Annotated in this window: 12 protein-coding genes; 11 read left to right on the forward strand and 1 reads right to left on the reverse strand. The window is 68.7% G+C overall.

Annotation, left to right across the window (positions count from 1 at the left end):
* The first annotated feature begins 208 nt into the window (after window positions 1-208).
* From ACFYTQ_RS17065 to ACFYTQ_RS17115, 11 genes are all read left to right on the forward strand, one after another.
* The gene (locus ACFYTQ_RS17065) at window positions 209-871 is read left to right on the forward strand and encodes a cell division protein FtsQ/DivIB (protein WP_387361652.1); all 663 of its coding nucleotides are present in this window, start codon (window positions 209-211) and stop codon (window positions 869-871) included.
* 340 nt (window positions 872-1,211) lie between these two features.
* Window positions 1,212-2,432, forward strand: coding sequence for a cell division protein FtsZ (gene ftsZ / locus ACFYTQ_RS17070; protein ID WP_387361653.1), 1,221 nt, complete (start codon window positions 1,212-1,214; stop codon window positions 2,430-2,432).
* A 497-nt stretch (window positions 2,433-2,929) separates the two neighbouring features.
* Window positions 2,930-3,670 (forward strand): peptidoglycan editing factor PgeF, encoded by a 741-nt coding sequence (gene pgeF, locus ACFYTQ_RS17075; protein WP_387361655.1) that lies wholly within the window; start codon window positions 2,930-2,932, stop codon window positions 3,668-3,670.
* Between the two features lie 109 nt (window positions 3,671-3,779).
* Window positions 3,780-4,529: a YggS family pyridoxal phosphate-dependent enzyme gene (locus ACFYTQ_RS17080; protein ID WP_387361657.1), complete on the forward strand. Its 750-nt coding sequence runs from the start codon at window positions 3,780-3,782 to the stop codon at window positions 4,527-4,529.
* A gap of 108 nt (window positions 4,530-4,637) precedes the next feature.
* Window positions 4,638-4,784 (forward strand): hypothetical protein, encoded by a 147-nt coding sequence (locus ACFYTQ_RS17085; RefSeq protein WP_387361659.1) that lies wholly within the window; start codon window positions 4,638-4,640, stop codon window positions 4,782-4,784.
* Window positions 4,781-5,563, forward strand: a complete 783-nt coding sequence (locus ACFYTQ_RS17090) for a cell division protein SepF (RefSeq protein ID WP_387361660.1) — start codon at window positions 4,781-4,783, stop codon at window positions 5,561-5,563. The genes ACFYTQ_RS17085 and ACFYTQ_RS17090 overlap by 4 nt, the downstream gene beginning before the upstream one ends.
* Window positions 5,564-5,690: 127 nt before the next feature.
* Window positions 5,691-5,993, forward strand: a complete 303-nt coding sequence (locus ACFYTQ_RS17095; protein ID WP_062505179.1) for a YggT family protein — start codon at window positions 5,691-5,693, stop codon at window positions 5,991-5,993.
* A 73-nt stretch (window positions 5,994-6,066) separates the two neighbouring features.
* Entirely contained in the window at window positions 6,067-6,906 is an 840-nt protein-coding gene (locus ACFYTQ_RS17100; RefSeq protein WP_387361662.1) for a DivIVA domain-containing protein, read from the forward strand.
* Window positions 6,907-6,948: 42 nt separating this feature from the next.
* Window positions 6,949-7,296, forward strand: a complete 348-nt coding sequence (locus tag ACFYTQ_RS17105) for a hypothetical protein (RefSeq protein ID WP_387361664.1) — start codon at window positions 6,949-6,951, stop codon at window positions 7,294-7,296.
* Window positions 7,297-7,558: 262 nt separating this feature from the next.
* Window positions 7,559-10,711, forward strand: a complete 3,153-nt coding sequence (ileS, locus tag ACFYTQ_RS17110; RefSeq protein ID WP_387361666.1) for an isoleucine--tRNA ligase — start codon at window positions 7,559-7,561, stop codon at window positions 10,709-10,711.
* Between the two features lie 369 nt (window positions 10,712-11,080).
* Window positions 11,081-11,641, forward strand: coding sequence for an exonuclease domain-containing protein (locus ACFYTQ_RS17115; RefSeq protein ID WP_387361668.1), 561 nt, complete (start codon window positions 11,081-11,083; stop codon window positions 11,639-11,641).
* On the opposite strand, the gene ACFYTQ_RS17120 is transcribed toward ACFYTQ_RS17115, so the two are convergent.
* Window positions 11,632-13,263: a PucR family transcriptional regulator gene (locus ACFYTQ_RS17120; RefSeq protein WP_387361670.1), complete on the reverse strand. Its 1,632-nt coding sequence runs from the start codon at window positions 13,261-13,263 to the stop codon at window positions 11,632-11,634. The two genes, ACFYTQ_RS17115 and ACFYTQ_RS17120, sit on opposite strands and share 10 nt — an antisense overlap.
* Between the last annotated feature and the right edge of the window lie 25 nt (window positions 13,264-13,288).

Genomic DNA, 13,288 nt, shown 5'->3' on the forward strand with positions numbered 1-13,288 from the left:
CGGGTCGGGGTATTCGTTCGACGCGGCGGATTCGTTCCGGGGGGAGGATGATGCGCTCGGGCGATCTTCCCACGGCTCCGATCGTTCTTCCCATGGCCCCGGTCGTTCTTCGCGGGGCTCCGGTCGTTCTCCCCATGATCCCGCCGAAGGCGAGGAACGCCGTTACTCCAAGCGCCTGCGGCGCAATCGGCGGCGGTCGCTGACGCCTGTGCAGCGGCGGCGAATCGCCTTGGCGGCGTTGGGTGTTGTCGCGGCCGTGATCGTGCTCGCCGGGATCGCGTGGTTCACTCCGGTGTTCTCGGTGCACAAGGTGGAGATCGTCGGGCTCGGCGCGGTGCCCGAGACCCAGGTACGGGAGGTGCTCGACATTCCGGAGAGCACCTCGATGTTGCGGATCGACACCGACGCGGTGGCGCGGCGGGTCGCGGCGCTGCCGAAGGTGCGGTCGGTACGGGTGCAGCGCGTGTTCCCCGCGACCGTGCGGGTGACGGTCGACGAACGTTTCCCGGTCGTCTACTACGACGATCCCCGGGGTTCGCACCTACTCGACGGCGATAGCGTGGAATTCGCGGTGGAACCCCCGCCACCGGGGGTGCCGAAACTCGTCACCGATCACCCCGGCGGTAGCGACCCGGTCACTCGCGCCGCCGTAGCGGTCCTCACCGCCACGCCCCCGGCGCTGCGCGCCCAGGTGGGAGAGGTTGTGGCGCGGTCGGTTTCGGACATCGCCCTGAACCTCACCGACGGGCGGGTGGTGGTGTGGGGCGGCGCGGGCGACTCCCAGCGCAAGGCGGCGGTCGTGCTGCCCGTGCTGACCCGTCCCGGAACGGTATTCGACGTTTCGAGTCCCGATCTGGTAACGGTAAAGTAGTGATATTCGTTGTGCCCTCGACGTTTTCGGTGCTCGCCGCGACGCCCCGGGCGCACGCGGAACGATTCGCCGCACCAGGAACGGCCGGACGCGATACGATGCAGGGCGGGCTCGGACGAGACGGATCACACAAGATTCTGACGCTCGTTTCGGCGCGCCTGCGCGCGTATCGCGGCCGGGGCGAATAGCGTTCCGCAACAGTCGGATACTTGACATAACGCTAACCCTATGGTTGAGGTCCAGGGTTTGCCCGAGTTCATGCTCGAGCTTGCCCGCTCCACCAGGCGCTCTGCCGAGAATCCGAAAACGACAGGCTTGGATCGAAGGAAGGCGAGAGCCCATGACGCCCCCGCACAACTACCTTGCAGTGATCAAGGTCGTCGGAATCGGCGGCGGCGGCGTGAACGCCGTCAACCGGATGATCGAACAGGGACTCAAGGGAGTCGAGTTCATCGCGGTCAACACCGACGCCCAGGCGTTGCTGATGAGCGACGCCGACGTCAAACTCGACGTCGGCCGCGAACTCACCCGAGGTCTCGGCGCCGGCGCCGATCCGGAGGTCGGCCGCAAGGCCGCCGAGGATCACAAGGACGAGATCGAGGAGGTGCTCAAGGGCGCCGACATGGTCTTCGTGACCGCGGGGGAGGGCGGCGGCACCGGCACCGGTGGCGCGCCCGTCGTCGCGAGCATCGCCCGCAAGCTGGGGGCGTTGACGATAGGCGTCGTCACCCGGCCCTTCTCGTTCGAGGGCAAGCGGCGCAGCAATCAGGCCGAGGCGGGCATCCAGTCCCTGCGCGAGTCCTGCGACACCCTGATCGTCATCCCGAACGACCGGCTGCTACAGCTCGGCGACGCGGCGGTCTCGCTGATGGACGCCTTCCGTTCAGCCGACGAGGTGCTGCTCAACGGTGTTCAGGGCATCACCGATCTGATCACCACCCCCGGTCTGATCAATGTCGACTTCGCCGACGTCAAGAGCGTGATGTCCGGCGCGGGTTCGGCCCTGATGGGCATCGGCTCCGCGCGCGGCGAGGGCCGTTCGGTGAAAGCGGCCGAGTCGGCGATCAATTCGCCCCTGCTCGAGGCGTCCATGGACGGCGCCCACGGCGTGCTGCTGTCGATCGCGGGCGGTTCGGACCTCGGCCTGTTCGAGATCAACGAGGCCGCCTCGCTCGTCCAGGAGGCCGCCCACATCGAGGCCAACATCATCTTCGGCACGGTCATCGACGACTCCCTCGGCGACGAGGTCCGCGTCACGGTCATCGCCGCGGGCTTCGACGGCGGCACCCCCGCCCGCCGCATCGAGAGCAGCGGCCGCACCTCCATCAGCACCGCCCGCGCCGGCGACCTCACCCGCTCCACCCCCCCGACCCCCACCCCAACCCCCCCACCCCCCGCCGAACCGGCCACCCCCACCCCCGTGGAACGCGGCCCCGCCCCCAACTACGGCCACCGCCCCACCACCGACCCCACCGTCGCCACCAACCCCCGCTCCCACATCCAACCCCCCGACGAGGACTCCGACGACGACGTGGACGTCCCCTCCTTCATGCGCCGCTGACCCCCGGCGCACCCACCCCGGTGCGCTGACCAACCCCAGGCGCACGAACACAGCCGCACCCTTTATTCGAATCCGCACCCGTTGTAGAGCCCTGCAAGGGGTGCGGATCCGAATAAAGGGTGCGGCTGTGTTTCGTACAGCTTTGGGGGCCAAGCTTTCTGGGGGCCTGTGGTGGCCGGACCGATCTGGCGCTGCACTCTTCTGAGGGGATGTTCAGGGGCGTGCCCTTCTCGAGGACCGGCGGGTCGCGCCGTCGTGAGGGGGGTGGGGTGCTTCGGGGAGGGAGATGGGTTGCGGGGAGGGGTGGTGTTGCGTTGTAATGGCCGGTTGCGATCCAGGTCTGAGAGGTTCGGAACTCGGGGCCGGAAAGGCTTGCCGGGGGAGGTTTTTCGGGGGCCGGGGTGGGTATGACTGGGCCGGATGCGGCGGAGAGGTGGAACGGGTGCGTAGTTGTCGGGTCGGGCGGGGGAGTGTGGGTGGCGACTAGGGTCGGGGGTATGACGACGACTTCGGTTCGGGTTCGGCGGGTGCTCACCACGCGGGCGGGCGGGGTTTCGCGGGGGCCGTACGAGTCCTTCAATCTGGGCGACCACGTGGGGGACGATCCGGAGGCCGTGCGGCGCAACAGGTTGCGGCTGGCCGAGGGGATCGGGTTGGGGCCCGAGCGGCTGGTGTGGATGGAACAGGTGCACGGGCGCAATGTCGAGATCGTCGACGGACCGCGCGCCGAGCCCGTTCCGGTCACCGACGCATTGGTGACAACAGTCCCCGAACTCGCCCTGGTCGTGCTGACCGCCGACTGCGTGCCCATCCTGCTCTCCGACGACGAGGCGGGCGTCATCGCGGCCGTCCACGCGGGCCGGGTCGGCGCGCGGATCGGGATCGTGCCGCGCGTCCTCGACGCGATGATCTCCGTCGGCGCGCGGGTCGAGCGCATCGGCGCGCTGCTCGGCCCGGCCGCGAGCGGACGACAGTACGAGGTCCCCGCCGCCATGCGCGCCGACGTCGAGGCGCATCTGCCCGGCAGCGCCACCACAACGGTGAAGGGCACCCCCGGTCTCGATCTGCGCGCGGGCATCCAACGCCAGCTCGAACAGGCCGGAGTGGGTGCGGTCGCCGTCGACCCGCGCTGCACGATCGAGGACGAGACGCTGTTCAGTCACCGCCGCGGCGCGCCCACCGGCCGCCTCGCGGGAGTCATCTGGATGTCGGGTGACGAAACGGCCGGGGCGCCATGAATTTTGACGGCTTGCCCACTCCGGAAAACCTGGCTAAGTCCTGGCAATTCACCGTTTCGGCCCATTCGGAGTCTTTCGTGACGAGTTTCGCATTTCAGGGAGTTCGCCTATGACAGTCGAATCCGGCGCCGCCGCCGCGGAATCCACGCGCACCGCCGAACTGTCCGATGCGCTGACCACTCTGACGGACCGGATCGATGCCGCGTGCCGCGCCGCGGGCCGCTCCCCGGACGAGGTGAAGTTACTTCCGGTCACGAAATTCTTCCCCGCGCGCGATATCGAGATCCTGTACGGGTTGGGCCGCCGCGAATTCGGCGAGTCCCGGGACCAGGAGGCCGCCGTCAAGGTGGCCAGTTTGGGACACCTGTCCCAGATACGCTGGCACATGATCGGACGCCTCCAGCGCAACAAGGCGAAATCGGTCGCACGCTGGGCGGATGTCGTCCACTCGGTCGACAGCGATCGCCTGGCTACCGCCCTTGACGCCGCCGTGGGAGCCGCCCGCGACGCGGGTGAACGCGCGACGCCCCTGGAGGTGTTGCTGCAGGTCAGCCTCGATCGCGACCCCACCCGAGGCGGCGTCGCCCCGGCCGACCTGCCCGCCCTCGCGGACCGCGTCGCCGACACCCCGAACCTGCGGTTGGCGGGCCTGATGGCCATCCCGCCGCTGGACACCGATCCCGAGCCGGAATTCGAACGGCTCGCCCGGCTGCACGCCGAGCTCCGCGCCCGACATCCCGGGGCGCGCGAACTCTCCGCCGGTATGTCGGGAGATTTGGAAGCGGCTATTCGACACGGGTCCACCTGCGTGCGTGTCGGTACAGCCTTGATGGGCGCTCGACCGATAACCTCGGGATAGCAAACAAACCTCATCAGTCACATTCGAAACATTATGCTTGTGACAGACGAGACTGAGCAGGACTTCAACACCCCAGGCCAGCCGGGTGCCGTAGGAAGGTCGACCAGGATGAGCGAGCGCAGCGAGCGAGTGAAAAGCGCAGCCACGAGCGGGCTCGTGCTGGAGTGGAGCGTCGGCGAGGTGGAGGCCCGGGAAATGAACCCAGCCACGAGGGTGCTCGTGCTGGAGGCGAGCGCCAGCGAGGTGGAGGCATGAGCACCCTGCACAGGTTCAAGGCCTATTTCGGCATGGTCCCGCTCGAGGAGTACGAGGACGACTACGTCGACGATCGCGGCCCCCGAGGTGTGGACGACCGCGCCCGGCGCGGCCGCGACTACCCCGAGCCCCGCTACGAGCCCAGCGGCCGCTCCCGGTTCTCCGAGGATCGTTACGACGACGAGCCCGGCTACCCCGAACCGACCTACAAGGCGCCCTATCAGCCCGGCTACACGGTCGCCCGGCGCGAGGACTACGGCGACGAGTCCTACGCCGACGACCGCTACGAGCCCCCGCGCCGGCCCACCCGCATCGACTCGGCCGGTTCGGGCCGGTCGCGCGGGCTCGGCACGCCCCCGATGGTCCGCGGCACCACGCACGGCGCGCTCGCGGTCGATCCGGAGGTCGAGCGGAGGCTGGAGGAGCGGCGGGTCGAGGAGCAGCGGGCCCGTTTCGAGCCCGCGCCGCGCCGCGCGCCGGTCTTCGAGGACGGAGGCCCCTTGTCCAAGATCACGACACTGCGCCCGCGCACCTACGCCGAGGCCGCCATCATCGGCGAGCGCTTCCGCGACGGCACCCCGGTGATCATGGACCTGGTCGAGATGAGCAACGCCGACGCCCGGCGGCTCGTCGACTTCGCCGCGGGCCTGGCCTTCGCGCTGCGTGGCTCGTTCGACAAGGTCGCCACGAAGGTGTTCCTGCTCTCACCCGCCGACGTCGACGTATCGGCCGAGGAACGCCGCCGCATCGCGGAAAACGGCTTCTACAACCAGAAATAGGACATATCACCGAGAACGTCGGGCGGGGTTGGTTACCAGGGCCGACACGCCGTGAGTGGGGGGAGTCAGGCCGTGCGCGTCGGCGCGGGGAGTTTGCAGGACACCGATTCTGAGGCAGAGTGGACCCGTGGCCTTGTTCAAGGTGCTGTATGTACTCCTGTTCCTCTTCTGGCTGCTGTTGATCAGCCGAGTCATCGTCGAGTTCATCCGCAGCTTCGCCCGGGACTGGCATCCCAGGGGCGTCGTCGTGGTGATCCTCGAGGTGATCTTCACGATCACCGATCCGCCGGTGAAACTGTTGAGGCGTTTGATACCTCCCGTGAACTTGGGTGGAATTCGCCTCGATCTGTCGATTATGGTGCTGCTTTTCATCGTCTTCATCCTGATGACGATCACGAGCAGGCTCGGGCAGCCGGTAGGCCCGGTGTGACAGAATGGGCCGTGAAGAATAGCTTGCCGGATCTAGTGCTAGATCTCCGTACGAAGCGTGAAGGGATCCTTCCATGCCGCTGACCCCAGCCGATGTGCACAACGTCGCGTTCAGCAAACCGCCGATCGGGAAGCGCGGCTACAACGAGGACGAAGTCGATGCCTTCCTGGACCTGGTCGAGCAGGAACTCTCACGCCTGATCGAGGAGAACGCCGATCTTCGCCAGCGGGTTGCCGAGCTCGACGCCGAGCTCGCCGACGCCAAGAAGGCCCGCCCGGCCCCGCAGGCGGTGAAGGCTCCGCCGCCGCCCGCGCCCGAGCCCCCCAAGCCCGCGGCCGTCGCGCCGCCGCCCGCCCCGATGCCCGCCCCCGTGGCGCTGAAGGATCCGGCCGGTGCCGACGCCAACCTCCAGGCCGCCAAGGTGCTCAGCCTGGCCCAGGAGATGGCCGACCGGCTCACCAGCGACGCCAAGACCGAGGCCGAGCAGCTGCTCGCCAACGCCCGCGCCAACTCCGAGCGCCTCGTCAGCGACGCGCGCACCCGCTCGGAGGGCATGGTCGCCGAGGCCCGGCAGAAGGCCGAGTCGCTGCTGTCGGACGCGCAGTCCCGCTCGGACAATCAGCTGCGTCAGGCCAAGGAGAAGGCCGACGCCCTGCAGGCCGACGCCGAGCGCAAGCACACCGAGATCATGGCCACCATCACCCAGCAGCGCAGCGTGCTGGAGAGCCGGATCGAGCAGCTGAAGACGTTCGAACGCGAGTACCGGGTGCGGCTGAAGTCCTACCTGGAGTCGCAGCTCGAGGAGCTGGAGAATCGTGGGTCCGCGGTCCCGGTCGACGGCGGCGACACCTTCGACGGCGCGGGAGCCAACCACAACCACGCACCGGCCTCGTTCGCCAAGGGCGGCAAGTAGTCCCGTCGTCCGCCGGAGCGTGCGGCTCGGCCCGTCTCGGGGGTGACCATGCTCGTTCTGACGCTCGTCCTGGCCGCGATCGGCTTCGGCCTCCTGGTGATCGCGCTGACCACCGGATCGGTGGTGTGGGCGTGGGGTTGCATCGTCGTGTGCGTCGTCGGCGCCGTCGTGCTCCTGATGAGCGCGCTGTCGATGCGCGAGGTCGAGGACGAGACGCAGGCCGGTCCGGCCCGGCACGCCAAACGGGGGGCTCCCACGCGTCCCACCCGGCGACCCGATTCCGGGCGCGCCCAGGGCGATTCCGGCGATTTCGGTCGACGTCCCGGTGAATCCACGCGCTACCCCGGCGGTTCCTCTCGTCGCCCCGGCGAACGCCCGGGCCGACAATAGGTTTGCCCCACTGCGGCTACAATCAAACCAGCGACATCGGCATCGATCCGGCCATCACCGGGGAGCCTTCGGAAGAACGGCGCGCGAGCGCTCAGTAGAACCGAACGGGTGAGCCCGTCACAGCTCACAACGAAGCGGTCCGGCCCGCACGACGGCCGGGCAAGCGGGGTGGTACCGCGGTCTCGGCGCACCGGCGCCGGCATCGTCCCCGTGCCCACGACGCGCGCCCAGCGCACCGGCACGGAGGAGACCGACGCCCGACATGGCGGACCAGACAACCACCGAAAACGCTTATCCCCGAGTCGATCTCGGCGAGGGCGGCCAGGTGTCGTTCCCGGAGCTGGAGCGGCGCGTGCTGGACTATTGGGCCGCCGACGACACCTTCCGCGCCAGCATCGACAACCGTTCGGGCGCACCGGAGTTCGTCTTCTACGACGGCCCGCCCTTCGCCAACGGGTTGCCGCACTACGGGCATCTGCTCACCGGATACGTGAAGGATTTGATCCCGCGTTTCCAGACCATGCGCGGTAAGAAGGTCGAGCGTCGTTTCGGCTGGGACACCCACGGCCTGCCCGCGGAAATCGAAGCGGAGAAACAGCTCGGTATCACGGACAAATCACAGATCGATGCGATGGGTCTCGCGGAATTCAATGCCGCGTGCAAAAGGTCTGTGTTGCGTTACACCAACGAGTGGCGCGCGTATGTGACCCGTCAGGCCCGTTGGGTCGACTTCGACAACGACTACAAGACCCTCGATCCCGACTTCATGGAGTCGGTGATGTGGGCGTTCAAGTCGCTCTACGACAAGGGCCTGATCTACCAGGGTTTCCGGGTGCTGCCCTACAGCTGGTACGAGCAGACCCCGCTGTCGAATCAGGAGGCGCGCCTCGACGACGCCTACCGGATGCGCCAGGATCCGGCGGTCACCGTGGACATGCCGCTCGCGGTCCCGGCCGATCATCCGCTGCGTGAACTGGACGGGGCGAACGCGCTGATCTGGACCACCACGCCGTGGACGCTGCCGTCGAACCTGGCGATCGCGGTGCATCCCGATATCACCTACGTGCACGTCGAGGGCGCGGACGGCAAGCGGTATCTGCTGGCGGCCGAACGGGTTTCGCACTACGCCCGGGAGTTGGGCGAGCGGCCGCGCGTGCTGTCGGAGCATTCCGGGGCGGCGCTGGTGGGCCTGCGCTACCGTCCGCCGTTCGACTTCTTCGCCGGTCACCCGAACGCGCATCGCGTGCTCGAGGCCGACTACGTGACCACCGACTCCGGTACCGGCGTGGTGCATCTCGCGCCCGCGTTCGGTGAGGAGGACATGGCGGTCTGCGCGGCCAACGACATCGAGATCGTGCAGCCGCTGGATCCGGGCGGCCGGTTCACCTCGATGGTGCCGCCGTACGAGGGCCTGATGATCTTCGACGCCAATCCGGTGATCATCAAGGATCTCAAGGCCGCGGGAAAGCTGTTGCGGCACGAGACGATCGAGCACTCCTATCCGCACAGCTGGCGGTCGGGGCAGCCGCTGATCTACATGGCGGTGCCGTCCTGGTTCGTCGCGGTCACCACGTTCCGCGACCGGATGGTGGAGCTGAACAAGCAGATCACCTGGGTGCCCGAGCACATCCGCGACGGCCAGTTCGGCAAGTGGCTGGAGAACGCGCGGGACTGGAACATCAGCCGCAATCGCTATTGGGGCGCGCCGATCCCGGTGTGGGTGTCCGACGATCCGGAGTATCCGCGCGTCGACGTGTACGGCTCGCTGGATCAGCTCGAGCGCGACTTCGGCACCCGGCCGGCCGATCTCCACCGGCCCGCGATCGACGAGCTGGTGCGGCCCAATCCCGACGACCCGACCGGCAAGTCGATGATGCGGCGGGTGCCGGAGGTGCTGGACTGCTGGTTCGAGTCCGGGTCGATGCCCTACGCGCAGGTGCACTACCCGTTCGAGAACAAGGAGTGGTTCGAGGGCACGCACGACGAGAAGGCGCACAGCCCCGGCGATTTCATCGTCGAGTACAACGGGCAGACGCGCGGGTGGTTCTACAACCTGCACGTCCTGTCGACCGCGTTGTTCGATCGGCCCGCGTTCAAATCTGTTGTGGCGCACGGGATCGTGCTGGGCGACGACGGGTTGAAGATGTCCAAGTCCAAGGGCAACTATCCCGATGTCAACGAGGTGTTCGACCGGGACGGCTCGGACGCCATGCGGTGGTTCCTCATGGCGTCGCCGGTGCTGCGCGGCGGGAATCTCATCGTCACCGAGCGCGGTATCCGCGAGGGCGTGAGCCACGCGCTGCGGCCGCTGTGGAACGCGTGGACGTTCCTGCAGCTGTACGCCTCGAAACCCGGTGTGTGGCGGACCGATTCGCCGCATGTGCTGGATCGCTACATCCTGGCCAAGCTGGCGGCGACGCGCGACGTCATGACCGAGGCGCTCGAGGTCTACGACATCGCGACCGCCTGCGACGCGTTGCGCACCTTCGCCGACGCGCTCACCAATTGGTATGTGCGCCGGTCGCGTTCGCGCTTCTGGGACGAGGAGCGCGACGCCATCGACACCCTGCACACGGTGCTCGAGGTGACCACCCGCCTGGCGGCCCCGCTGCTGCCGTTGATCACCGAGGTGATCTGGCGCGGGCTGACCGGCGGCCGTTCGGTGCATCTCACCGACTGGCCCGCCGCGACCGATCTGCCGAAGGATCCGGAGCTGGTGGCGGCCATGGACGAGGTCCGCACGGTCTGCTCGACCCTGCTCGGCCTGCGCAAGGCCCGCAACCTGCGGGTGCGCCTGCCGCTGTCGGAGGCGACCATCGCCGCCCCCGACGCCGAGCGTCTGGCCCCCTTCACCGACCTGATCGCCGACGAGGTCAATGTCAAGAAGGTGGACCTGACCACGGATGTGGCCGCCCACGGCCGCTTCGAACTGGCCGTCAACGCCCGCGCGGCCGGTCCGCGCCTCGGCAAGCAGGTGCAGACGGTGATCAAGGCGGTCAAGGCGGGGGAGTGGACCGAGAGTCCGGAGGGCGTGGTCAGCGCCGCCGGCATCGACCTGCTCCCGGAGGAGTACACCCAGCGCCTGGTCGCCGCCGAACCGGAGTCCACCGCCGCCCTCCCCGGCAACGCCGGCCTGGTGGTGCTGAATTCGGAGGTCACCGAGGACCTCGAGGCCGAAGGCTGGGCCCGAGACCTCATCCGCGACCTCCAGGAAACCCGAAAGTCCCTGGGCCTGGACGTCTCCGACCGCATCACCCTCACCCTCGAGATCCCCCCGTCCCACCTCCCCTGGGCCGAAACCCACCGCGACCTCATCGCAGGCGAGGTCTTGGCCACCACCCTCACCTTCGGCAACGCGGGCCCCGACGCGGCCGAGCTGGTGGGCGGCGTACGCGCCTCGATCACCAAGGCGTGAGCGGTCCTAGGGCCCGGCCTGGCGGCCGGGCCCTAGGAACAGGGGGAGCGGCGGACGAGGCTCAGGGGGAGCGGCGGACGAGGCTCAGGGGGAGCGGCGGACGAGGCTCAGGGGGAGCGGCGGACGAGGCTCAGGGGGAGCGGGGGCGAGGAACAGGGGGAGCGGGGACGAGGAACAGGGGGAGGGGCGGACGAGGAAGACGGGGAGCGGGCGGCGGAGGGCCAGGGGGTAGTGCCTCCGGAAGCACCCCCGTCCTCAACGGCCCGGCCCCCTCCCATGTTCCTCGTATCCGGCGCCCCAGCGCCGGATACGAGGACCCGCAACATAATTCGATAGCCCCCCACCCCATCCACCTCTAATGTCACCCCCATGACCACCCACTACCTCAACGTCATAGACGTCGAGGCCACCTGCTGGCAGGGCAAGCAGCCGAAGGACCAAACCAGCGAGATCATCGAAATCGGCCTGTGCGTCATCGATCTGACGACGCTGGAGCGGGTGGACAAGCACAGTGTCCTGGTGCGGCCGGAACACTCGACGGTGAGCGAGTTCTGTACCCGACTCACCACCCTGACCCAGGACCAGGTCGACGGCGGCGTCGGTTTCGCCGCGGCCTGCGAATGGCTACGGAGGGAACAGGATTCGACGGGCCGGGTGTGGGCGAGCTGGGGTGCCTACGATCGCAAACAGTTCGAAAGCCAATGCGCGGCAACGGGAGTCGAGTATCCGTTCGGTCCGCACCACATCAACGCCAAGGCGGAGTTCTCCGATTCCCTGGGCACCACACAACGTTTCGGCATGGCCGGAGCCCTTCGCCTGCGACAGATCCCGCTCGAGGGCACCCACCACCGCGGCGGCGACGACGCCTGGAACATCGCCGCCCTGATCATCGACATGATCCGCCGCGGCGTCCGTTTCGATCACCCCTGACGCAACACCGCCAACTCGATCTCCAGCAACAACCGATCCGCCGCGTTGTCCAGATCGATCCCCATCAACTGCGTCGCCCGCCGGATGCGGTAGCGCAGTGTATTCGGATGAATGCGCAAATCCGTTGCCGCCGTGCGGACGTCACCGCGGCGGGTGAGGTAGACCTCGAGGCTGCGGCACAGGTCGGCGGAGTAGCGGGTGTCGTAGTCGAGCAGGGTGGTCAGGCGGGGGTCGCGGAGTTCGGGGTGTTCGCTCACCAGGGTGAGGATCTCGGCGAGCAGGACCGTCGTGCGGGAGCTCGCCAGGGTGGTGACCCGTTCGGCGTCGGGGAGGGTGGCGGTGCGGTCGAGGACGCGGTCCACCTCGGCGCGGGCGCGGGCGACGTCTGCCAGGCCGTCGACGGGGGCGGCGATGGCGGCGCGCAGGTCCAACCCGGACCGTTCGGCCAGTTGACCGATGACCTGCCGGGTCCACGACGCCACCCGATCCGCCGAATGATGGTCGGGGAACAGCACATACATCCGGTCGCCCAGCCGCGTCGTCAGGCAGTCCTGCCGAAACGCGCTGGCGTGCAATCGAAGTGCGACCGTGCCGCGATGCAGGACGTCCTCGTCCGGTGCGTCGGCGGCGTGCCGGGCGAAGCCGATCACCGCCGCGCGGCCGTCGGCGGGCACCGCGAAGGTCTCGGCGAAGATCGGGATGTCCACCTCGCCGCCGTGCTCGCCGAACAGTCGCTGGATCAGCAGCGCGTCCGAGGTCGGCGCGTGCCGGGTCCGCCAGATCACCCGCGCCGCGATGGCCGCCGCGCCGCGCAGCACCCGCGCGCTGTCGGCGTCGAGCGGTTCGGTGCCCTCCTGCACCCAGATCGTGCCGAGCCAGGTGCGCCCCGCCCCGCCGCGCCGGCCGGGCTCGCGGATCCCGATGGCCACCCGCCGCCGCGTCTCGAACTCCGGTTGCGCCGAAACCTCCACGGCCTCACCGGTATTGCGCAGCCGATCGAACACCCCCTCGCGCTGCAACCAGTGCAGATAGCCCGCCGGACCCTGCCGCCCCAGCACCGAGGCCCGCCGCACCACATCCGCCGACGCTGTGCTGTCGGCCGAATACGCCAGCAGCCGCGACTGATCGTCCTCGATGCTCACCAGCCCCCGCGTGGACTCGGCCACCGACTGCGCCAGCCCGAACAGGTCGGTGTCCGGCCGCGGCATCGACTCCAGCGCCCGCGGCCCGGCCCCCTCCCCGATGATCCGGCCGATGAGCGAGTGCACCATCTCCCACCGCGCGTGCGGATGCACCGCGACCACCGCGATCCCCGCCTCCTGCGCCGCCGCCCGCAGCGGCGCCGACGCGCCCTTGGAGAACACCACCCGCGGCCGATGCGCGGCCGGACACCGCCGCGCGAGATCGCACAGCCACCGCGTGGCGTCCTCGTCGGCCACACCGACCTGGAGGTACACCTCCGGCAGCGCCCGCCCCGGCGGCATGTCCATGTGCAGATCGTCCACGTCCATGAACGCCACCGAGTCCACGGTCACGTCCTCGCCCGCCGGGGCGTCCAGCAGCGTGACGACCGCGCTGGTCAGCGCCGACACCAGCTCGGACAGCGGTATGAACTGCTTCACACTCTTCATTCAATCGGACGAAAAT

The organism is Nocardia sp. NPDC004068 (genome assembly GCF_042874315.1).
Lineage (GTDB): Bacteria > Actinomycetota > Actinomycetes > Mycobacteriales > Mycobacteriaceae > Nocardia.

Coding starts and splice junctions, on each gene's coding strand:
- ACFYTQ_RS17085 (WP_387361659.1), top strand. CDS start 4,638: ATGAGCGAGCGCAGCGAGCGAGTGAAAAGCGCAGCCACGAGCGGGCTC.
- ACFYTQ_RS17115 (WP_387361668.1), top strand. CDS start 11,081: ATGACCACCCACTACCTCAACGTCATAGACGTCGAGGCCACCTGCTGG.
- ileS (WP_387361666.1), top strand. CDS start 7,559: ATGGCGGACCAGACAACCACCGAAAACGCTTATCCCCGAGTCGATCTC.
- ftsZ (WP_387361653.1), top strand. CDS start 1,212: ATGACGCCCCCGCACAACTACCTTGCAGTGATCAAGGTCGTCGGAATC.
- pgeF (WP_387361655.1), top strand. CDS start 2,930: ATGACGACGACTTCGGTTCGGGTTCGGCGGGTGCTCACCACGCGGGCG.
- ACFYTQ_RS17090 (WP_387361660.1), top strand. CDS start 4,781: ATGAGCACCCTGCACAGGTTCAAGGCCTATTTCGGCATGGTCCCGCTC.
- ACFYTQ_RS17100 (WP_387361662.1), top strand. CDS start 6,067: ATGCCGCTGACCCCAGCCGATGTGCACAACGTCGCGTTCAGCAAACCG.
- ACFYTQ_RS17080 (WP_387361657.1), top strand. CDS start 3,780: ATGACAGTCGAATCCGGCGCCGCCGCCGCGGAATCCACGCGCACCGCC.